Source organism: Neorhizobium descurainiae (assembly GCF_051400715.1).
Lineage (GTDB): Bacteria > Pseudomonadota > Alphaproteobacteria > Rhizobiales > Rhizobiaceae > Neorhizobium.
The window spans coordinates 221,208-242,619 of record NZ_JBLFFK010000002.1; the positions used below are offsets into that span (position 1 = coordinate 221,208).

At 62.9% G+C, this 21,412-nt stretch carries 21 protein-coding genes; 1 reads left to right on the forward strand and 20 read right to left on the reverse strand.

The genetic code is table 11. The features are described from left to right. Nucleotides 1-2 precede the first annotated feature (2 nt). Nucleotides 3-752 (reverse strand): hypothetical protein, encoded by a 750-nt coding sequence (locus ACMGE0_RS04635; protein WP_436814699.1) that lies wholly within the window; start codon nucleotides 750-752, stop codon nucleotides 3-5. Between the two features lie 55 nt (nucleotides 753-807). Further along, entirely contained in the window at nucleotides 808-1,014 is a 207-nt protein-coding gene (locus tag ACMGE0_RS04640; protein ID WP_436814700.1) for a rubredoxin, read from the reverse strand. Between the two features lie 116 nt (nucleotides 1,015-1,130). Here ACMGE0_RS04640 and ACMGE0_RS04645 point away from each other — a divergent pair, with 116 nt between their 5' ends. Further along, entirely contained in the window at nucleotides 1,131-2,036 is a 906-nt protein-coding gene (locus ACMGE0_RS04645) for a LysR family transcriptional regulator (protein ID WP_436814701.1), read from the forward strand. Here ACMGE0_RS04645 and ACMGE0_RS04650 read toward each other — a convergent pair. From ACMGE0_RS04650 to ACMGE0_RS04735, 18 genes are all read right to left on the reverse strand, one after another. Next, the gene (locus ACMGE0_RS04650) at nucleotides 2,017-3,039 is read right to left on the reverse strand and encodes a D-2-hydroxyacid dehydrogenase family protein (RefSeq protein ID WP_436814702.1); all 1,023 of its coding nucleotides are present in this window, start codon (nucleotides 3,037-3,039) and stop codon (nucleotides 2,017-2,019) included. The genes ACMGE0_RS04645 and ACMGE0_RS04650 overlap by 20 nt on opposite strands. Before the next feature lie 53 nt (nucleotides 3,040-3,092). Then, nucleotides 3,093-4,784 (reverse strand): peptide ABC transporter substrate-binding protein, encoded by a 1,692-nt coding sequence (locus ACMGE0_RS04655; protein WP_436814703.1) that lies wholly within the window; start codon nucleotides 4,782-4,784, stop codon nucleotides 3,093-3,095. A 37-nt stretch (nucleotides 4,785-4,821) separates the two neighbouring features. Further along, complete coding sequence (locus ACMGE0_RS04660; RefSeq protein WP_436814704.1) at nucleotides 4,822-5,772, reverse strand: ABC transporter permease; 951 nt, start codon at nucleotides 5,770-5,772, stop codon at nucleotides 4,822-4,824. Next, nucleotides 5,769-6,722: an ABC transporter permease gene (locus tag ACMGE0_RS04665; RefSeq protein WP_436814705.1), complete on the reverse strand. Its 954-nt coding sequence runs from the start codon at nucleotides 6,720-6,722 to the stop codon at nucleotides 5,769-5,771. Before ACMGE0_RS04665 ends, ACMGE0_RS04660 begins: the two co-directional genes overlap by 4 nt. Before the next feature lie 4 nt (nucleotides 6,723-6,726). Continuing rightward, the gene (locus ACMGE0_RS04670; RefSeq protein ID WP_436814706.1) at nucleotides 6,727-7,674 is read right to left on the reverse strand and encodes an ABC transporter ATP-binding protein; all 948 of its coding nucleotides are present in this window, start codon (nucleotides 7,672-7,674) and stop codon (nucleotides 6,727-6,729) included. Next, nucleotides 7,671-8,684, reverse strand: a complete 1,014-nt coding sequence (locus tag ACMGE0_RS04675) for an ABC transporter ATP-binding protein (RefSeq protein WP_436814707.1) — start codon at nucleotides 8,682-8,684, stop codon at nucleotides 7,671-7,673. The genes ACMGE0_RS04670 and ACMGE0_RS04675 overlap by 4 nt, the downstream gene beginning before the upstream one ends. Before the next feature lie 112 nt (nucleotides 8,685-8,796). After that, nucleotides 8,797-10,197, reverse strand: a complete 1,401-nt coding sequence (locus tag ACMGE0_RS04680) for a CapA family protein (protein WP_436814708.1) — start codon at nucleotides 10,195-10,197, stop codon at nucleotides 8,797-8,799. Between the two features lie 179 nt (nucleotides 10,198-10,376). Continuing rightward, a complete protein-coding gene (locus tag ACMGE0_RS04685) occupies nucleotides 10,377-10,640 on the reverse strand; it encodes a cytochrome C oxidase subunit IV family protein (RefSeq protein ID WP_436814709.1) in 264 nt (87 codons plus the stop codon). Between the two features lie 4 nt (nucleotides 10,641-10,644). Next, on the reverse strand, nucleotides 10,645-11,280 hold the full coding sequence (locus tag ACMGE0_RS04690) for a cytochrome c oxidase subunit 3 (protein ID WP_436814710.1): 636 nt from the start codon (nucleotides 11,278-11,280) through the stop codon (nucleotides 10,645-10,647). Then, complete coding sequence (locus ACMGE0_RS04695; RefSeq protein ID WP_436814711.1) at nucleotides 11,273-12,940, reverse strand: cytochrome c oxidase subunit I; 1,668 nt, start codon at nucleotides 12,938-12,940, stop codon at nucleotides 11,273-11,275. The genes ACMGE0_RS04690 and ACMGE0_RS04695 overlap by 8 nt, the downstream gene beginning before the upstream one ends. Beyond that, nucleotides 12,937-13,881, reverse strand: coding sequence for a cytochrome c oxidase subunit II (gene coxB / locus ACMGE0_RS04700; protein ID WP_436814712.1), 945 nt, complete (start codon nucleotides 13,879-13,881; stop codon nucleotides 12,937-12,939). The genes ACMGE0_RS04695 and coxB overlap by 4 nt, the downstream gene beginning before the upstream one ends. Continuing rightward, a complete protein-coding gene (locus ACMGE0_RS04705; protein WP_436814713.1) occupies nucleotides 13,878-14,663 on the reverse strand; it encodes an SCO family protein in 786 nt (261 codons plus the stop codon). The genes coxB and ACMGE0_RS04705 overlap by 4 nt, the downstream gene beginning before the upstream one ends. Continuing rightward, entirely contained in the window at nucleotides 14,660-15,022 is a 363-nt protein-coding gene (locus ACMGE0_RS04710) for a hypothetical protein (protein ID WP_436814714.1), read from the reverse strand. The genes ACMGE0_RS04705 and ACMGE0_RS04710 overlap by 4 nt, the downstream gene beginning before the upstream one ends. Then, nucleotides 15,019-16,071 carry a hypothetical protein gene (locus ACMGE0_RS04715; RefSeq protein ID WP_436814715.1) on the reverse strand — a complete coding sequence of 351 codons (1,053 nt, stop codon included), beginning with the start codon at nucleotides 16,069-16,071 and terminating at the stop codon, nucleotides 15,019-15,021. The genes ACMGE0_RS04710 and ACMGE0_RS04715 overlap by 4 nt, the downstream gene beginning before the upstream one ends. Beyond that, complete coding sequence (locus ACMGE0_RS04720; RefSeq protein WP_436814716.1) at nucleotides 16,068-16,601, reverse strand: c-type cytochrome; 534 nt, start codon at nucleotides 16,599-16,601, stop codon at nucleotides 16,068-16,070. Before ACMGE0_RS04720 ends, ACMGE0_RS04715 begins: the two co-directional genes overlap by 4 nt. Continuing rightward, nucleotides 16,598-17,158, reverse strand: coding sequence for a DUF3341 domain-containing protein (locus ACMGE0_RS04725; protein WP_436814717.1), 561 nt, complete (start codon nucleotides 17,156-17,158; stop codon nucleotides 16,598-16,600). Before ACMGE0_RS04725 ends, ACMGE0_RS04720 begins: the two co-directional genes overlap by 4 nt. Beyond that, nucleotides 17,151-18,482: an NrfD/PsrC family molybdoenzyme membrane anchor subunit gene (gene nrfD / locus ACMGE0_RS04730; protein ID WP_436814718.1), complete on the reverse strand. Its 1,332-nt coding sequence runs from the start codon at nucleotides 18,480-18,482 to the stop codon at nucleotides 17,151-17,153. The genes ACMGE0_RS04725 and nrfD overlap by 8 nt, the downstream gene beginning before the upstream one ends. Further along, nucleotides 18,479-21,406 (reverse strand): TAT-variant-translocated molybdopterin oxidoreductase, encoded by a 2,928-nt coding sequence (locus ACMGE0_RS04735; protein ID WP_436814719.1) that lies wholly within the window; start codon nucleotides 21,404-21,406, stop codon nucleotides 18,479-18,481. The genes nrfD and ACMGE0_RS04735 overlap by 4 nt, the downstream gene beginning before the upstream one ends. Nucleotides 21,407-21,412 lie beyond the last annotated feature (6 nt).

A 21,412-nucleotide genomic window follows, 5' to 3' on the forward strand; every position in this document is an offset into this window, starting at 1 on the left:
TTTCAGGGCGCCTGGATCGATTTCATCCAGTCGTCCTCCCGCGGATATTGGGTCACCATGAGCTCCAGTCCACCCTCACCGGCCTGAAGCATGGGCGCGTCATCGGTCGAGCGGACGAAGATCAGCGAAAACGGCGTGTAGGTCGCGCCTTCGAAGACCAGACTGCCGTTCAGGACGATGAGATATTGGCCGCCGGACTCGCTTGGATCGGGCGCCTGCGCCGTCATCGACGGACCGAGGCGAATAACCTTGACGTTCATCCCATCGTCGCCTGGCTGTTCCTCGATCACCGTCTCGACGGAAACCTCCGTGCGGTTATTAAGTACAGGATCGATGGAGAGCGTCACCGGGTCGGAAACGCGGTGACGGCGCTTGGTCGGCTTCAGTTTCTCGCGGATATCCGGGGTGGTGAGATAGACGAGGCCGGCATCCGTCTTGCTGCGCAGCGTGAGATAGGAAAGGCCCTGGGCGCCGGCGATCAACGGCCCGTAGCCGGTGTGATGGTCGGCATAGTGGACCGTCACGAGACGCACGTCGTCCCGGCCGATCGTGCCGCTGCCGGCGATGAAAACCTGGAACTGGTCGACGATGTGGAAATGCGAATCGAGCTTCTGATGGGCGTTGAGATCGAGCCGGAACGCCTGGGGCTCCGGCGTCGCGACATCGGAATTCTTGCCGAACAGGTTGATTTTCCAGGACTGGCCGCGGCGAAAGCGGCTTGGTTCCTTCTCTGAATACGACGCAGCCTGCATGTCGATCCTCCTCTCGTTGACGAGCTTATCATTCCCTGCAGCGGCTTATCGGCTGTCAGCCGACGACCTTCATGTCGAACTGGTGCTTGCTGGCCCCGCAATCGGGACATATCCAGTCATCCGGCACGTCCTCCCAGCGCGTGCCCGGCGGCACGCCGCCATCGGGATCGCCGAGCGCCTCGTCGTAGCGATAGCCGCAAAGCACGCATTCCCAGATTCTCAAACCGTCCCGGTCCGCCACATTTTCCGATGTCGCCACCATTCTCCTCCAGAATGAAATTGACCCAGGAAACGCTACGCCACATGGTGACCTATCACCAGATGTTAGGTCTCACTATCAGACATAACAAATCGGCATAACTCGAAGAGGAGGCAGGGATGGACATTCGGCAGCTCGGATATTTCGTGCGCGTGGCGGAGCTCGGCAGTTTCAGTCGCGCTTCGGCGTTTCTGCATGTTGCCCAGCCCGCGCTCAGCAGGCAGGTGCGGAACCTCGAGATCGAACTCAAGGAAAGGCTGCTCGTCCGCAACGGCCGCGGCGTGGAGGTGACCGAGGCGGGCGAGCGGCTGCTCAGCAATGCGCGCGGCATTCTTCGGATGGTCGAGCGAACCTATGAGGACATCGACAATGCGCGCACCGGCAAATCGGGAAAGGTCGCGATCGGCCTGCCGGCCACGATTTCCATCGCCATCGCCACCGCGCTGATCCGCCGTCTGCGGGAGGAATTGTCGGACGCCCAGGTGACGCTCATCCACGGCCGCTCCAGCCAGTTGCAGGAATGGCTGCTCTCCGGCCGCATCGACATGGCGATCATGTACAACGCCCCCTCCTCGCCCATGCTGGAAATTCATGACCTGGTCGACGAGAACCTCTATCTGATCGGTTCGGAAGATGCTTTCGATGACCCGGGACCTGTGCCGTTGGAAGCCCTGGCATCCTTGCCCATGGTGATCGCCTGCCGTCCCAACAGCACGAGGGTGATCGTGGAGTCCGAACTGGCGCGCATGGGTCAGAAACCGAATATCGTCTTCGAGCTCGATCCGCTCGAAACGATGTTCGACCTCGTGCGTGACGGCTACGGGTTCACGGTCGCGTCGATACGGACGCTCAAATCCAAGGGTGCCGGCCCGGGTCTCGCCATGCGGAAGATCGTCGGGCCGGAACTCGTCCTCTCCGTCGAACTCGTCCAGCCGGCCCGCAGGCTCAACAACAGGCTCCATGAGGCCGCCTTCCGGATACTCAGGGATCTGAGCCTGCAGCTCCTCAAGAACGCGCAGGCATAGCATCGGTCGAGGCAGCAATGCCTCGGGTACCGGCGGCCATCATGTTGACGATCCGCTCGGGCCTGCCGTCCAGGAAAGCCCCGATCAGGCGGACGGCGTCACCGTAATAGGTGCCGAGCATCTCGCGCGTGAAATAGCCGAGATGCGGCGTGATCACCACGTTCGGCATGCTGCGGAATGGATGATCCGCCGGCAGCGGCTCCCTTTCGTAGACATCAAGGCCCGCACCGGCGATCGAACCGCCTCCTAAAGCATCGATAAGGGCTTGTTCGTCGACGATAGCGCCTCTCGCCGTATTGATCAGGAAGGCGCTCTTCTTCATCGCCCGCAGTTCCGGCGCCCCCACGATGCCGCGGGTCCGGTCGCTGAGAGCGAGATGGATGGTGATGACGTCGCTGGTGGCAAAAAGCTCTTCCTTCGATACGCGGCGAACGCCGGCGGCCGCCGCCTGCTCGTCCGTCATGTTCTGGCTCCAGGCCTGCAGGTTCATGCCGAAGACCCGGCCGATCTCGGCGACACGCCGCCCCAGCCCGCCAAGCCCGAGAATGCCGAGGGTCTTGCCGCCGACGGTCGTTCCCGCCTGATGCTGCCAGCCGCCCAGCCGCATCATGCGGTCCTCGGAGGCGATATGCCGGGTGGCGGAGAGGATCAGCCCCCAAACGAGTTCCGCGACCCCGCCCGCACCGGCGCCGGCGACCGGCGTGTTGGAGACGAGGATGCCGCGGGACGCGGCGGCGGCGACATCCACCGTGTCGTAACGCTTGCCGGTCACGACGATATATTTCAGCCGCGGCAGCCGCTCGATCAGCACGGCCGGGATCGGCATTCTCTCCCGCAGCGTGCAGATGATGTCGAAGTCCGCGAGTTCCCTCGCCGCCTCGTCCGGCACGGCAAGCGGCCTGTCGAACACGACCACGTTGGCACGGGATTTCAAGGGCTCCCAATCGGCGACCTCCTGGGAAATGCCGATATAATCGTCCAGAACGGCGATGTTCATCCTCATCGGAAATCCCGTGCTTCGTGGTGCTTCGACAGCTGGCAATCCGGGTAGTAGCGCTATTTCCGCTCCCATTCCTCCGCCCATATCGCCAGGGGATCGAGCGTGCCCTGCCGGAAATTCACCAGATCGGGCACCGCCACATAGGCGCGCGGATAGAAATAGAGCGGCAGCATCGGCAGGTCGTCGGCGAAGATCTTCTGGACTTCCGCCCATTTCTCCTTGGTGGTTTTCGGGTCGAGAGCCACTTCCAGTTCAGAAATCGCCTCATCCATCGCCGGGTTCGCATAGCCGGAGAAATTGTTGCCGACGCCGTTGTTCTCCGGCTTCGGAATGGAATCCGAACCGAGCGCGATGCGCGGGGACACTGATGGCGAGAAGTCGATCGAGGACATCATCAGGGCCTTGAACTTCCGCTTGCGCGCCATCTCGCCGTTGAATTCCTGGAGCGGCACGAAGTTGTTCTTGATCTCGACGCAGACCTCCTTCATCTGGCTCTGCAGGACCTGGGCGATCTGCTCGCGGGTCTGGTTGCCGGCGGTCGACACCAGTTCGAGCGAGAGGCGCTCACCCTTGCCGTTCGCGCAGATGCCGTCAGGACCCGGCTTCCAGCCGGCGCTCGTCAGCAGCTCCTTGGCTTTCGCCGCATCATATTTGTAGATCGTCATATTCTTGTTGTAGTAGGCATTCTCGTCGCTGAGGATGCCGTTCGCCACCGGCTGCAATCCGCCGAACAGCTCGTCGCTGATCGCCTGCCGGTCGATCGCGTAGAGAAGCGCCTGTCGCACCGCTTTGTCCTGCAGGATGGGATTGTCGAAATTGACCGCGATGCGCTCCACGTTGGTGCCGTAGTCTAAATAGTACTTGAATTTGGTCGGCTGCTGGCCGCGCAGGTCGAGCATCTGCGAGAAACTGATGCCGCCGGGGCTGACCGGCACCGCATCCACCGCTCCGGCCAGAAGGTTCTGAAGCAGCGCGGACGAGTTGTCGCGATAGCTGAAGATGATGCGCTGCAGGTGCGGCTTGGTCCCCGGCCAATGGGGATTGGGCTGAAAGATGATGCGCGTGCCGATCTGGTAGTCGCTCAGAAGGAACGCCCCGTTCCAGAGGCCGGGATTGGTCGGCTGGGTATTGTAGAGCGATTGCTTGACATAGGTGTCGAGCGTCGGATTGGCGGCGTAGACCGGACCCTCCAGGTGTTCCGGCAGGATCTGATCCCAGGAATTATAGCTGGAAAGGACCTGCGGCAGGGTCAGGACGACGGTGCGGTCGTCGACAATCTTCAGGTCCGTGGCGCGATCCCAAGAATTGTAGTTGGAAAATCCGATCTTCGGATCGCGCGCCATCTTCCAGGTGAACTCGATGTCCTTGGGCGTGACCGGCACGCCGTCTCCCCAGGCAAGCCCCTTCCTCAAGGTGAGCGTCACCTGCATGCCTTTCTTGCCGTCGGGCAGATCGACGATCTTGGCGAGCCCGTTCTCGATCGTCGGCAGCGTCTCGCACAGAACGCATTGGTTGACGACGTTTTCATCGAAGGCGGTGATCGGCCTCAGGGAATAGTTGATCGTCAGCCGCTTGGTATTGTTGACCTGGATCAGCGGATGGAAATTGGTCAGGAACTGGATCTGGCCGACGACGAGCTGGTCCTTGCTCGCCTGGGCCATCGTCGACGACGAAGCCAGAACCGCGATTGCGGCACCGGCCAGCGCGACCTTGGCGTATGCTTTGAATTTCAACCCTACAGACGTCATTTTCTCCTCCATAAGACTTCTGTTTCTCAGGCATGCCTCAATGCGACCCCGAGCCCGTCTCCGAGCGCGGATCGAATGCGGACCGCACTCCGTCGCCGACGAAATTCACCGCCATCACCGTGGTGAAGATCAGAAGGCCCGGATAAACCGCGAGCATGGGTGCGGAAATGATCAGCTGCTGGGCGTTGGTCAGCATGTTGCCCCAGGTGGGAGTGGGCGGAACGATGCCGAAGCCGAGGAAGCTGAGAGTCGATTCGAACAAGATGATGCGCCCGACCGACAGCGTCATGGCGACGATCAGGGGCGTCGCGATATTCGGCAGCACGTGCACGAAGATATTGTACGGCCCCTTCGCGCCGCTGACGGTCGCCGCCCGCACATAATCGACGTCGCGCACGGTGATCGTGCCGGCGCGGGCGATCCTGGCGATCGTTGTCCAGTCCACCAGCGCGATGATGATCACGATCCTGAGGAAAACGACGGTCGGCGAGCTCGCGGTTTCCTGACTCAGGCCGATCTTCGTGAGGTCGACCGCGCCGAGTACGATGAGGACCGGGATGAGCGGCAGCGCGATGATGCAGTCCGTCATCCGCATGAGGATATTGTCGAACTGGCCGCCGATATAACCCGCGGTGACCCCGATCGCGATGCCGATCACCGCCGTGATGAGGGTTGCGAGAAGCCCGACCGCGATCGACACCTGGCCGCCATGCAGCAACCTCAGCAGAACGTCGCGGCCGAGATCGTCGGTTCCGAGCCAGTGCTGCGCCGACGGTGGCCGGAAACGCCGCAGAAGGTTCGTCGCATTCGCATCGATGCCGGTGAAATGTTCGATCGGACCGGCCATCGCACAGGCGATCGCCATGAGTGCCAGGAAGACGAGCGAGATCATCGCCAGCTTGTTGTGCCGGAAACGCTCCCAGCGCTTGCTCCAGACTGAATTCCTGCCGGCCTCTGCCGGCGCTTTGTCGGCGGTGACGGTGCTCATTTCAGGGTAATCCTCGGATCGAGCCAGGCATAGGCGAGGTCGGCAAGCAGGCTCGACAACAGGGTGACGATCGTCGCGAGCAGGAGCCCGACCAGCGCCAGGTTGAAATCGATATTGCTGATCGCGTCGTAGATGATCTTGCCCATGCCGAGCATGCCAAAGATCGTCTCGACGACGAGCGCCCCGGAAAACAGCGAGCCGAAGCCAAGCGCCAGAACGGTCACCATGGGGATCAGCGCATTGCGGAGCGCATGGCGCATGACGACCGTCACTTCGGACAATCCCTTCGCCCGGGCAGTGCGGACGAAATCCGAATTCAGCGTCTCGATCATCGAGGCGCGCACGTAACGCACCAGCGGCCCGACATGGAAGAACGTCAGTACCGTCACCGGCAGGATCATGTGCACGAGCTGCTCCGACATGGACGCGTCGCTGAGAAGCGGCGTGCCGCTCGCCGGCAGCCAGCCGAGCTTGACCGAGAAGACGATGATCAGGATGAGCGAGGTCCAGAAGCCCGGAAGCGAGATGCTCGCGAATGCCAGCAGGCTGATGATGCTGTCCGTCCAGCCGCCGGGCCGGCGCGCAGCCAGAGCGCCGAGAAGCATCGCGAGCGGGATGCTGATCAGCTCCGTCAGGACCAGAAGCTTGGCCGTCTGGATGATCCCCGGCCCAAGGATGTCGAGCACCGGTCGGAAATAGACGCTCGAATAACCGAGATCGCCATGGAAGGCCGAAGTGAGCCAGTGCCCGTAACGCGTATAGAGCGGCTGGTCGACGCCGTAGAGAGCCCGCATCTGCGCCATCGTCTCGGGCGTCAGCGCCGGGTTTCCTTCCAGCATGTTCTCCACCGGGTCGCCCGGCATCAGCCCGATCAGCATGAAGAGCAGGAGCGACATCACCAGGATGACGAGGACCGCTTGGAGAAGGCGCGATATCGTGTATCTCAACATCGGCTTAATCCTTGAAATGACAGGCGGAAAGCTGCGCTTGCCGGCCGGGCGCCGGCAGAAGTGCCGGCTTTTCCTTGCGGCATATGTCCTCGGCCTTCGGACAGCGCGTGTGGAAGACGCAGCCGGAAGGCGGCGCGAGAGGGGACGGAATCTCGCCCTTGAGGATCTGCTCCTTCCTGCGCCGCCCCTTGCCGATGCGAGGCACGGCGGCAAGCAGCGCCTGAGTATAGGGATGGCTGGGCGTGGCGAAGAGATCGTCGCGGCTCGCCACTTCCATCAGCCGCCCGAGATAAAGAACCGCGACCCGGTCCGCGAGATGCCGGACGACGCCGAGATCGTGGCTGATGAAGATATAGCTGATGCCATGCTCCTGCTTGATATCGTCCAAGAGATTGAGCACCTGGCTCTGAATCGAGACGTCGAGCGCCGAAAGCGGCTCGTCGGCAACGATCATCTCCGGCTCGGCGATCAGCGCGCGGGCGATCGCGATGCGCTGCCGCTGCCCGCCGGAAAACTGATGCGGGTAGCGGCTCGCCGCTTCCGGCGGCAGCCCCACCTGCCCCAGGACCTCCGTCGCCCGTGCCAGCCGCTGCTCCGACGGCACGCCCTTGAGCCTCAGCGGCTCGGCGACGATCTCGCCGACCACCATGCGCGGGTCGAGCGCCGAGAACGGATCCTGGAAGATCACCTGCACCGGACGCTTGCCGTCCTCGCCTTCGACGGGAGCACCGTGGAAGCTGACGGTACCCTCGCTTTGCCTGCGCAGGCCGGCCACCACATAACCCAGCGTGCTCTTGCCGCTGCCGCTTTCGCCCACGAGCGCCAGCGTTTCGCCCCGGGAAACCGTCAGCGAGACGTCGTTGACCGCCTGAAGCCAGACCTTGGGCTTCAGAAAACCTCCGCCGAGCGGAATGTTCACGCTGATATTGTCCAGTCTCAGAAGCTCGGTCATGACGCCACCTTGAGGCAAGCGACCTGATGACCCGGAGCGACCTCCACGAGTTCCGGTTCGACCTTCCGGCATCCGTCATCGGCGAGCGGACAGCGGCGGGCAAAACGGCATCCGACGCTGATATCGGAAACCACCCGGCCCGGGATTACATAGAGCCGCTTCACCTGCCTGTCGGGATCGGGCAGGGTCTTGATCAGGCCTTGCGTATAGGGATGCAGCGGATTGGAGAACAGTTCCTGCGCCGGCGCATATTCCACCGCCTTGCCCGCATACATGACCATGATCGAATGGGCGACCTCGGAGACGACCGCGAGATTGTGGCTGATGAACTGGATCGACATATGCGCCTCGTCCTGAAGCGTCAGCATCAGATCGAGGATTTGGGCCTGGATCGTGACGTCGAGTGCCGTGGTCGGCTCGTCCGCGATCAGAAGCTGCGGCCGGCAGGCGAGCGCCATGGCGATCATGGCGCGCTGGCGCATGCCGCCGGAAAGCTGATGCGGATAGTCCTCCGCCCGCCGCGCCGGGGACGGGATGCCGACCTGTGCCAGGAGATCGACGGCGCGCTTGCCCGCCACCTTCTTCGAAAGCCCCTCATGCCTGACCAGCACCTCGGCGATCTGACGCCCGACGGTCATCACCGGGTTCATCGCGGTCATCGGCTCCTGGAAGATCATCGCGATCTCCCGGCCACGGATATGCCGCCGCTGTCCCTGGGTCATCGAGGCAAGATTTCGGCCGCCGAAATTGATCTCGCCGCCGATCGTGCCGTTGGCGGGAATGAGGCCCAGCAGGGCCAGCGAGGTCATCGTCTTGCCGCAGCCGCTCTCGCCGACGATGCCCAGGGTTTCACCCCGGGCGATCGAATAGCTCAATCCCCGGACGATTTGCGTGCTGCCCGCTCCGGCAGGAAAGCTCACAGTCAGATCGCGGACATCCAGCAATGGCAAACCGTTCGCGGACAAGGCGACCGGCTGCCCGCCGTCAACGCGCTGGCTGGCCTGTTGCATGCGTTACCTCCCTTTTCGCTCGATGGCCGGATTTCGATAAAAGCTCCGGCCATCGTTATCTGCGCTGAACCGGTGGCGGCATCCTCCTCCGCCACCCGTTCACGCCCTCTTACTAGAGGTCGACGATCCCGACACCGTTCTCGATGACCACCCTGGTTCCGAACGGCTCGGACAGGCGGCGGTAGCGATCGAGGATGCGGAAGGCGTCTTCCCCCTTTGCCAGCATAGGACGCCCCTCGGTGAAAGGATGCTCGCCATTGCCCGTCCGGCGGGTCTGGCCGGCCGCAGGCGTGGATTCGCGGCCCATTTCGATGGGATGCAGGCGGATGCGCTTCAGCTTGCGATCCTCCATCTCGAGCTGGACGACCGCCGAGCTCCACCAGGTATCCGACGGTGTGTCGAGACCCGGATGAAGCGGATGAGCTGCGGGCGTCAACATCTGCAGGCGATCCACGTCGTGACCCCAGGCGTCGTAGCTGTCGTAGGGTACGCGCTGGATGAATTCCGACTGGGCGAAGAAATTGCCGATACCGTAGATGATCGGCTTGCCCTTGTAGATTTCGATGCCGAGCGTGCGGTGCCATCCATGCCCGACATAGATGTCGGCGCCGCCGTCGATGACCGCATGGGCGAATTCCTTCACGAACCCCGGGGGCGTGTCGCCCCGCGGCCCGTCCGAGACGCTGAAATGATGCGCCACGATCACCAGGTCGGCCATGGCGTGCGCCTCTTCGACAGAGCGAAGATTGCGCTCCAGATCGCGCTTGTGGCAGCGGCTGATGATTTCGAAATGATCGCCGACGAAGAAGGAGTCCGGATCGCCCCATTGCTGCGCGCCCGGCAACTGGATACCGAACGAACCCTCGCGCCCGTGCTTCGGCTTTTTCAGCACATTGAGCTTCTGCCCGAAATCCTTGAGGTTCCTGGCCGTCTGCTCGTCGACCATGAATTCGAAGGTGAGCCGCTGGGGATTGACGCCGGGACGGCCGCGCAATGCACCTTTAGGCTGACCCGCCCACATGAAATGCTGATTGCCGGAACTCGTCGAGACGAGCGCGACGCGGCCGTTCCTCTTGTCGACATAGCCGGGCTCGCTCGCAAGTTCCAGGTCGGCGCCCGTGCCGGCGGTGACGATGCCGGCCGCCTTCATGTGCTTCTTGGTAGCGAAAAGCCCCTCGGGGCCGAAGTCGAAGCTGTGGTTGTGAGCCGTCGACATGATGTCGAAGCCGGCCCATTTGAGATCCTTGGCGATCTCCGGATCGGCCATCATGAAGCTGCCGATACCCTGTCCCCGCGCGGGCCACTTGAGCTCGTCATATTCGGCAAAGTTCATTTCCAGATGGCCGTAGGTGACGTCGGCGTCCTTCAGCAACTCCCAGACCCGCAGGAACTCGGGCTCCTCATGCATGTTGAACGGACGGCACACCATGCATTCGCCCGCCAAACTTACTCTCCAACTCCGCGATGATGTCATCAAATCCTCCACGCGCCGAGCATGGCGATCGGCGCTCATGCACCGACGCCGCGCCCCGCCGCATCCGCCTACGATTTCCTGGGCCTGAAGCTCTCCCAATGCGACAATGGCTATCTCGCCCGTCGCATCTTCACGGTATCACCGGGGGGAGATATTACTAGTTTCTCTGATTTGCTTTCAGATATAGCAAAGCGGCATAAGGCGCTCGGTACGTGCGCTCAGCGGGTAAGATAATCGGCGCAGACAAAGGCGAAGAGGATGAGCAGCCAGGCGCCGGCGCCGAGCGCGGCGATCCGCTGCAATCCTTCTTCTTCGCTCAAATGCATGTAGTGCCAGTAGATCAGGCCGGCCTTGGCGAAGGCGATGCCGAGGCTGACGGCAAGGCCGGCAGCCCCTCTCCATATGAAGCTCGCCGTCACCGTCGCGGCCAACAGCAGCACGAGCGCGAACCAGACGAAGACGAATGAAGCGGTTTTCTGCATGCCGTCACCGCGCCAGATAAAGGACGGGATAGAGGAAGACCCAGATCACATCGACCAGATGCCAATAGAGCCCCGCCGTTATCACAACGATCGCACGCTCAGGCAGCGGCAGCCCGCCGGAAGCTGCGCGGATCGCGATCACCAGAAGTAATATGATGCCGATCAGGAGATGGAGGGCATGCAGACCGGTCGCGACGAAATAGAGGTCCATGAAAGCCTGCTGGACCGGCGTCGAGACCTTCAGCGGAGCGCCGAGACCCGGCAACAGGCCCTCGGCATATTCCAGAGAGTATTCGTAGGCCTTGACCCCGAGGAAGGCGGAACCGAGCAAGGCCGCGGCGAAAAACCACGCAGAAACGCCGCGCCGGCGGCCGCGCTTCGCGCCCTCCACCGCGAGCGCCACGAAAAGGCTCGAGGTCAGCAATACCGCCGTGCTGATCGCACCGATCCAGACATGCAACGCCTTCGAAGCTTCCATCACCTCCGCAGGATGCAGGAGCCGCATCACCGCTGCGACGGCAAAGAGACCGCCGAACAGCATGACCTCGCTGGCGAGAAAGATGTACATGCCCAATATAGCCGCATCGCGTTGCTGGCGGGCATCCCGGTAGGGCTCGGCGACGGGCCTCGTCTCAGCCATCCTCGCCCTCCATCTCGATCGGGTAATCGTAAGGCGGCCCGTCGACCTGCGGAATTTCATCGAAGTTATGCTTTGGCGGCGGCGAGGGTGTCGTCCATTCGAGCCCCGTCGCACCCCAGGGATTGTCGCCGGCCGGTGCGCCGTAGCGCATCGACCAGGTGAGATAGACGAGCGGCATGAGATAGGCGAGACCGAGGAGACTGGCACCGGCGGACGACAGCACATGCAGCACCTGGAATTCCGGCGCATAGACATGGTAGCGCCGCGGCATGCCGAGATAGCCGAGCAGAAACTGCGGGAAGAAGGTGAGATTGAAGCCGAGGAAGATGAAGATCGCCGCCAGCCTTCCCCAGACGAGCGGATAGACGCGGCCGACGATCTTCGGCCACCAGTAATGCAGCGCCCCGAAGAAGGCCGAAACCGTGCCCCCGACCATGATGTAATGGAAATGCGCCACCACGAAATAGGTGTCGTGGACATGCACGTCGACGGCCAGCATCGCAAGCATCAGTCCCGTCAGACCGCCCACGACGAAAAGGCCGATGAAGGTCATGCCGTAGAGGAATGGCGGATCGAGCGAGATATGCCCCTTATAGAGCGTCGCCGCCCAGTTATAGACCTTGATGCCGGAGGGCACCGCGACCGCGAGGCTCAGAAAGGAAAAGACGGCGCTCGCATACATGGATTGGCCGGCCACGAACATGTGATGGCCCCAGACGAAGAAGCCGATCACGGCGATGGCGATCGAGGAGCCGGCGACGAACTTATAGCCGAAGACCGGTTTGCGGGCTGCCGCGGCAACGAGCTCGCTCACGACGCCAAGCGCCGGCAGGACCATGATGTAGACCGCCGGGTGGCTGTAGAACCAGAAGAGATGCTGGTAGAGCAGCGGGTCGCCGCCGAGCTTCGGATCGAAGATACCGAGACCGAACAGCCGTTCCGCCGCGATCAGCACAAGCGTAATGGAGAGCACCGGCGTCGCCAGCACGAGGATCAGCGACGTTGCGTAAATGGCCCAGACGAAGAGCGGCAGCCGGCCCCACGTCATGCCCGGGCAGCGCAGCTTGTGAACCGTGACGATGAAATTGAGGCCGGTGAGGATGGATGAGAATCCGGCGATGAAGACCGCGACGGCAGCCAGCACGACATTGCCGTGAGAGAACATCGACGAGAGGGGCGTATAAAAGGTCCAGCCCGTATCGACCCCGCCGGCGATCAGCACGAAGAGCGTGAAGGCGCCGGCAAGCACGAAAACGTACCAGCTCAGGAGGTTGAGCCTCGGAAAGGCGAGATCGCGCGCGCCGATCATCAGCGGGATCAGGAAATTGCCGAACGTGTTGGGGATCGACGGGATGAGGAAGAACCAGACCATGATCACGCCATGGATGGTGAAGGCGCGGTTATAGCCCTCGTTGGTCAGGAGATCGCCCGCGGGCGTCAGCAGATCGAGACGCATCAGCGCCGCGGCCGCACCGCCGATCATGAAGAATGCGGTGATGGCGAAGAGATAGAGGATAGCGATCCGCTTGTGGTCGCGCGTGAAGAGCCAGGACCCGAGACTGTGCCCCGCGCGCAGATAGCTCTGCCGCTCGGTTCGGGTCTCCGATAGTCCCCTATCCTGCCGATCGGCCGGATCCGGCCGCTCTTCCAGCGCCGTCATTGCGTCAGGTCTCCGGGTCCCAGCGATTTGATATAAGCGACGATCTTCAGCACGTCTTCTTCGGATAGCACATTCTCGAAGGTCGGCATGATCGCCGGGTAACCGGAAGCGATCTGCTTCTGTGGCAGGAGAATGCTGTCGCGGATATATTGTTCATCGGCGATGACCGTCGTCCCGCCGTCGAGAGCCACGGGCTTGCCGAACAGCCCTTCGAGCGGCGGCGCCTTCACGGTCGAGGCCGGCCCGTGGCAGCCGCTGCAGCCACGGCCGCGGAAGAGTGCGGCGCCCTGAGCCGCCAGGGATCGGTCGACCGTCGACCGTTGCAGCCAGCGGGCATATTCGGCCGGTGCCTGGACGACAAAGCTGCCGACCATGACGGAATGGTCGGTACCGCAGAATTCCGCGCAGGCAAGCCGGTAGGTGCCGGGCTTGTCGGCATTGAACCAGAGCGTGGCATAGCGGCCAGGCACCACGTCCTGCTTCAGCCTCAGCGCCGGGATGTAGAGGCTGTGGATGACGTCCTGCGAGGCCATGACGAGTTTCACCGGCTCTCCCGCCGGCACATGCAATTCGTTGATCTCGCCCTGACCATCCGGATGCTGGAACTTCCACATCCATTGCCTGGCGACGACATCGATCTCGAGCGCATCCCTCGGCGGATGGTAGAGCCTGGCGAAGAGGTCGGTGGACCAGACGAAAAAACCGATCAGCGCGAGGAACGGAATGATCGACCAGGAAACCTCAAGCCAGACATTGCGGTCCTGCGGATGTCCCCGGTCGGCCGGTCTGCCACGGCGATACTTCGCAGCGAAGAGGATGATCACGATGAAGACCGGCGCCGAAAGCGCCACGATCAGCACCGTGAAGGCGATGACGAACAGGTCGATCTCGCCGCTATAGCCGGAGGCCTGATCGGGCCAGAGGGATAGCGGGCCGCTCATGTCCGCCCCTCCCTTGCGCGACGCCGCTCGCGCAGCAGGGCGACCGCAATGGCAGCGGCTCCGATAAGCGCCGTGCCGCTTCCGCCAATCCGCAGCGCCGTCCAGACGATCAAGGAATATCGCCCCGTCGCCGGGTCATAATGATAGCAGAGCAGCAGAAGCCGGTTCCCCCAGCTTCCGGTCCGGCCCTGCCCCGCCTCGGTCAGCGCCAGCTTGAGATCGTTGGCCGCGGGCGCCAGGCCGTAGAGCCAGCGGCTCAGTCTGCCCTCCGGCGTGAGGACCGCAACCGCCGCGAGATGGGCATATTGCTGGATCGTGTGATCCCAGGCATAGCGGTAGCCGAGCGCATCGGTAACGGCCCGGATGTTCTTTTCCGTGCCCGTGAGCGCGTGGACGCCGGAAGCGGCGGTCTGCGAAAAACGTTTGCGGAGTTCCGTCAGCGAATTCGCCGCGTCCCGTCGCCTCTCCTTCGGATCGATGCCGAAGGCAATGATCGTGAAATCCCGGCCCGGCCGGAAGCTTTGGACCCGCACCGCCTCCATGAGACCGGAGAGCGTCACGCCGCAGATATTCGGGCAATTGTGCAGCACGGGCGCGAGCAGGATCGGCTTGCCCTTTGAAAGCTGCCCCAACGTCGTGGCATGGCCGTCCTCGTCCGTGAACGGCAGATCGAATGGCACCTGGACGCCAGGTCTCTGATCGATCCCGGTCGCCTCGAACGGGTTTAGGGCGAGTGATGCCGAAGGGAGCAGCAGAAACCATAGCAACGCAAGATATCTCATGGCCCTCCCTCCTTCCGCTCCTCATCCGGCCAGCCTTGCGTTGCGATGATCTCCATCGCCCGCTCGATCGGAATTTTCGCGCGACCGGCATTGCGATCGACCCATGCATATCCCTGCAGTCTGGCCTGGATTGCCGCTTCGGCCCTTCGCTGGTCGTCGACGGGGCTCACCTCCAGCCGTGGTCCGGCGCGAAGGTTCTCGGCCCCGAACCGTGGCGGTGCTTCTTCCGGTGCAATGCCGAAAACGATGAGCGCGACGATCCCGAAGAACACGCTGACGAGCAGGAAAAGGCCGACAAGCGCCAGCACCACAAGCCGGGCCGAGACATCTCTCCGCTCGAAATCGGAAGCCTCGCTCATGCGCTCCTCCTTGCTTTTACCTCGACCACTGCCGTGCCCAGGAGAATGGCTGAGGGATAGAGCAGCAGCATCCCGATCAGCGCCAAGCCGAAAGAGGTTGTCGCAAGGCCCATTCCGGTCCCCGCAGGCGGCAAGACCAGCCAGGCGCATTCCAGCAGGCTGCCGACAAGCACGATTGAGGAAAGCGCGATTAGGAAGCGCCGGCTTCCTCGGATAGGCGGAAAGAGCAGCAGGAAAGCCGGCAGCAGACGCGAGGCCGCAATCAGATATTCGACGAACGCCCAGCCACCCTCGCCGCGTTGGCGATACCACGCAACCCCCGGCGGCAGATTGCCGGACCACAGTATGAAATATTGCATGAAGGCGACGTAAGCCCAGAGCAGAAGCAGGGTCAGCAGCAAGGGACCGAGCACCCTGACTTGTCCCTCCTGCCGTTTGCCGAGCAATCGGAAAACAACCTGCGCCGAAAACGCCGTCAGCACCTGGCCGGCGAGGATATAGAGGCCGAAGCCGGACGAATGGAATTCCGGATCGAGCGACATCAGCCAATCGACGGAAAGCACTCCGTGCAGGAGCACGAAGGCGATGAGGCCGAAGACCGGAAGCGCCGCCCGGCCGGACGGCTGCCTCCGCAGCGCGATGACGAGCAGAGAGGCGCCGCAGAGGATGGCGACGGTTCTTACGGCAAAAAATGCCGGTGTCAGATAGGCGGCCTTGAAACCCGAAAGCTCGGCGCCTCCACCGGCCCAGGGATAGATATGCGGCAAGCCGGACAGGATCGGCAGAACGAGCACGATCAGCACCGGCAAACCGAGCATCACCCGATCCGTCTGGGGCTGGAGCATCTCCCGCCATTGACCGGGAATGATCCGGAGCGTCAGCGCCAGGCAGAGGGTTCCGAGCGGCAGCGCACTGACGAACGCGAAAGCCGCGAGCCAGCCGGTGAGAGCGGCGTGGACATCCATGCTCGCCATCGCAAGCGCGATGAGGCAGAGCAAAGTCCCGACCACGCCGGAAAGAGAGGCTATCCTGCGGTCCTCGACGGTCATGATCCGCCCCCTTCGAGTTTCCGCCTTTCGTCTTCGGAAAGTGCCGAAACAGGCGCATTCTGCGACAACTGCAACGCCCGGACATAAGCGGCGATCGCCCAGCGGTCTCGGGGTTCGACCCGATCCGCATAGGAATACATGACGCCATGTCCCCGAGTAATGACATCGGTGAAATAGCGGCTCGGAGCGCTGCGGAGCCGTTCGATATGGAAACTCGGCGGAGCCGGGAAACCGCGCGCCGGGATACGCCCCCGCCCCGTGCCGGCCTCGTCGTGGCAGGGCGTGCAATAGATGCCGAACCGTTCGCGGCCGCGTTCCATGAGAGCCATGTTCATCTCCGGCCTTTCGGCAAGCTCCCGCTCGCGTGCCGCATCGCCCCGCGCCACGGTTCCCTCCGGCGGGGCCTGCAGCGCCTTGCCGTCGGCAAATAGCGGGCTCTTCTCGTAGGAGTCGTAACGCGGCTGATGGCTCATGTCGTCGCAGGAGCACAGCACCAAGATCAAAGGAACAAGCGCAAGCGGGAACCTCATGCCGGCTCCTCCGTGTGCTCGACGACGGCAACCCGCACCGGCGAGAGGCCTTCAAGGAACCGCTGCGTCCTGGCCTTGTCGAAGCGCTCGTCATTGCTGAAGACGACCAGGAAGAACTTGTCGGAACTGGCGAGATGGAACTCGTCCACGTCGAAAACAGGATGATGAAGCCGCGGCAGCCGGTTGAGGACCAGCATGCCGAATACGGCCGCGAGCACTGCGAACAGCACTGTGAGCTCGAAGGTGATCAGCATGAACGGCTGCCAGGCGATGATGGGCCGGCCGCCGATCTCGATCGGATAGGCATGGTTGGTCCAGGCCTGCAGGCCGAAAGCTGTCACCGCTCCGAGACATCCGCCGATAAAGGTCAGCCAGGGAAGCTTGTTCTCGTCAAAGCCGATTGCCTCCGCCATCTCCTCGATCGGATAGGGCGAATAGGCGTCGAAGGCCCGGATACCCGAACGGCGCGTCACTTTCACCGCTTCGACCAGTTGCTCCGGCCGTTCGAACTCGGCAAGCACGCCGAAGACTTCCGTTTCGGGCGCCGGCTCACGCATGTTCGAGGTCTCCGGTTTCGCGCAGCGCTTCCTTCACCTCGAAGGCGGAGATGACCGGCAGGAAGCGGATAAAGAGCAGGAAGGGCGTGAAGAAGACGCCGAGCATGCCGAGATAGAGGCCCCATTCCCATAGGCTCGGATGGTATTCGCCCCAGGATGAGACGAGATAGTCGCGATAGAGCGACGTCGTCAGCAGCATGTAGCGTTCGTACCACATGCCGACCGTCACCGAGAGCCCGATCAGAAAGAGCGCGACCGGCTTCTTACGGACGCTTGCGAACCACAGCAGTTGCAGCGGCAGGAAGTTGAGGATCACCGCGCTCCAATAGCTGTAGGCATAGGTGCCCGCGAGCCGGTCCGTCAGCGTCGCCAAATCCTGCTGCTCACCGCTATAGAGCGCATCATAGATCTCGGCCCAGTAGCCGTAGGCGGTCATCAGCCCGGTCGCGAGCAGGAAGCGGCCGAGAAGATCGAGATGCCGCTCGGTCACGAGGTCGGCAAGCCCAAGAGCATGCCGCAGTGTCACGGCGATCATCAGCACGACTGCAAAGCCCGAAAAGGCGGCACCCAGCACGAAATAGGGCGGAAAGACCGTCGAGTTCCAGCCGGGGATCGGCCCGGCGGCAAAAAGCAGTGAAATCTCGGAATGCACGGAGACGACGAGGGGCACGGCGATCGCAGCCGTCATCCGGTAGGCCTGGTTCCAGCGGGCCCAATGCCGCGCGGAGCCGCGCCAGCCGAGCGACAGCAATCCGTAGAAGACCTGCTGGCCGCGCTTCTTCGCCCGGTCGCGCACCGAGGCCAGGTCGGGAATGATGCCGATATACCAGAACAGCACCGAAACCGTGAGATAGGTCAGCACCGCGAAGAAATCCCAGGAAAGCGGGCTCTTGAACTGCGGCGAGATCGTCATCGTGTTCGGATACGGCGCCATCCAGTAGAAATACCAGGGCCTGCCGAGATGCAGGATCGGATAGAGACCGGCGCAGACCACGGCAAAGAGCGTCATCGCCTCGGCGAAACGGTTGAGCGAATCGCGCCAATGGGCGCCGAGCAGCAGGAGCAGGGCCGAGATCAGCGTGCCCGCATGGCCGATCCCGAGGAACCAGATATAGTTGGAGATCGCCAGCCCCCAGTTGACGGGGATGTTGTTGCCCCACATGCCGACACCGTAGATGAGGAGCACCGCGGCGGAGACTGCAAAGCAGAGCAGCAGAAGAAGCGAAACGGCGAAGAAAGCCCACCAGATGCGCGGATGGGGATAGCGCAGCGGAATGCGGGTAATCTCGTCGGTGATGCGCGCGTCGGCCACGATGTCGCTCATCCGGCATCCTCCCCGGATGTCCCGCCCGCCTCTATCCGCGCCAGATAGGTCGTGCGCGGGCGGGTATTGACCTCCTCCAGCAGGGCATAATCCCGCGCCTCGGCCTTGCGGCGGCTGACGGCGGAATTGGGATCGGCGACATTGCCGAAGGTGATCGCCTGGGCTGGGCAAACCTGCTGGCAGGCCGTGACGATTTCACCATCGCGGATCGGCCGGCTCTCCTTGTCGGCCGCGATTTTGGCTTGAGCGATCCGCTGGACGCAGTAGGTGCATTTCTCCATGACGCCGCGGCTGCGCACTGTGACATCCGGATTGCGCATCGCCTGAATGGAAGGCGGATCGTCGCCGGTGAAATCGAACCAGTTGAAACGCCGCACCTTGTAGGGGCAGTAGGAAGAACAGGTGCGTGTGCCGATGCAGCGGTTGTAGACCTGCAGGTTCAGCCCATCGATCGAATGAACCGCGGCGTTGACGGGGCAGCCCATCTCGCAGGGCGCCTGTTCGCAATGCATGCAGGTCACCGGCTGGTGATAGGATTTCGGCGCGTCGGCCTCGCCCTCGAAATAGTGGTCGATGCGCAGCCAGTGCATTTCGCGGCCCTGGGCGACGAGCTCTTTTCCGACGACGGGGATGTTATTCTCCGCCTGACAGGCGGTGACGCAGGCATTGCAGCCGATGCAGAGATCTAGGTCGATCGACATGCCCCACGAGGGATCATCCCTCGGTCGCGCGGGATAGAAGGATGGCGGCTCTTCGGCGGAGACAACCTGCATATCGCCGGCTTCCACCGTCCGCACGAAATCGAAGCCGTCCATGGCCTGATGCGCCTGCGTCGTCGCGACGAGCTGCCTTTCACCGGTCTTTTCGATTTCGGCGCCGGCGATGTGCCAGAGAGCGCGTGTGCCCCGGAGGATATTGGCATTGTAGCCGAGCCCCGCCGCGATCGAATCCCGATGCGACCGGCCATAGCCGAGCGTCAGGGAGACGGTCTCCGACGCCTGTCCCGGCATGGTCCAGACGGCGCCGATAATCGATTGGCCTGCGACCGACACCTTCACCTCGTCGCCATTGACGAGCCCGCGGTTCCTGGCAAATTCCGGATTCACGCCGACGACATTACCCCATGTGATCTTGCTGATCGGCCGCGGCGTCTCCTGCACCCAGGCATTGTCGGCCAAGGACCCGTCCCACACACCGGCATCGGGACGGATGTGGAGCACCATTCCGTTCGAAAGCGTGTTCGGCAGGACGGAGTCGCGAGTGACGATCGGCGGCACGAAGAGCGGCAAGGCACTGCCTTCGACAAACCCCTTGTCGAGGCTGGCGCGCCAGCGACCGTCGAAATCGGCACCCCATGCTTGCCGCCACGTCGCTTGGACGAGTTCGCGATCGATCGCCTGCCGGCCAAGCAGGTTTTCCAGCACCGCATGCGGCGAGCGCACGTCGAAGAACGGCCGCACCAGCGGCTGGCTCAGCACGACCGATCCGTCCGCGGCACGGGCGTCGCTCCAGCTTTCCAGATCGTGCTGCAGCGGCACATGCCAGTGGCAGAGCGCTGCGGTCTCGTCGTCGTAAAGACCGGCATGAATGCGCAGCCCCACTCTCTCCATCGCCTTCGCAAAATCGAGATCGCCCGGCGCGGCATGGACCGGATTGGTGCCGAGCACCGCAAGCACCGTCACACGGCCCGCCCGCATGTCTTCGGCGAGCACTTGCAGCGATCGCGCCCCGTCCGGCGCCGAGGCCAGGATCGGATCGGAAAAGAGTAACGTGCTGCCGAGGTTGCCGAGCCTCTCGTTGATCAGCAGAGCCAGCGCCTGCAGCTCCGGAGAATAGTAGGAGCCGGCCAGCACCAGCGATCGTCCACCGGCGCCGCGCAACGCGGTTATGACCTGGCTCAACCAGTTCCGATGCCGAACCGAAAGGCTTTCCGGTGGATTGCCGATGCCGAACTCCGCTCCGAGCGCCTGAATCAACGCCGAAATCTCATCGACCGAAGCAGCCAAGCGCTGGTCGGCGCTTGAGCCGGTAATCGACAAGACCGGCTCCGCCACCATCAACTGAGATGGTCCCTGCCCCTGCTGACGCATCCGCCGCCGATCGGCAAAAAGCCCGGCATTCCTCGCCTGAGCCGGACGCGGTCCCAGAAAATCGTCGTCGAAGCTGACGATCACCTCGGCCCTGTCGAATGCGGCATGCATTTCCATCGGCCGGCCGAATATCTTCTCCGTTGCCGCCTTCCTGCCGTCGGTCGAAACCGGATCGCAGATATGCCAGCGCGCTTTCGGCCATCGCTCCATCAGCAGGGCGATCTGGCGCAAAAGGGTCGGAGAACTCGTGGGGCCGGTCAGCAGCCGAAATCCATCGCCCTGCACCGCGTCGAGACTTCCGGCCTGCTGCGCCATGGCCGCGTCGAAGGCATTCCAGTTCGTGGGCTTGCCGAAATGACGCGGCGCCTGCGATCGGCCGGGATCATAGAGCCCGAGAAGCGCCGCCTGCGTGAAGGCATCCGTCGCGCCGCGGCAGGCCGGATGGTCCGGATTGCCTTCGAGCTTCACCGGCCGCCCCTCAAAAGTCTTGCCGAGCACGGGCTGGGCGTAACCCGCGAAAGCGACCGCGGTGGCGTACCAACGCGCCTCACCCAGCGTCATGCCTTCCGGCATCTTGACGTAGGGATAGGCCTTTTCATCGGCCTCTCCCTTGCATGCGGAAAGTCCCGCCAAGGCAAGCGAGGCGCCCATGATCTTCAGGAGCGCGCGCCGGTCGATCTCCCTTGCGGTCAGGGCCGGGAAGCGCTCTTCCATGAAATTCCGGAACTCGGCTGTCCCCGTAAGCTCCTCCAGGCTGCGCCAGAATTGCCGGCCGCTCCTGCCCTTGAGCTTCGCTTGCATCGTCTCGATGGCATTGGAGGAAACGGCCGACATGATCCC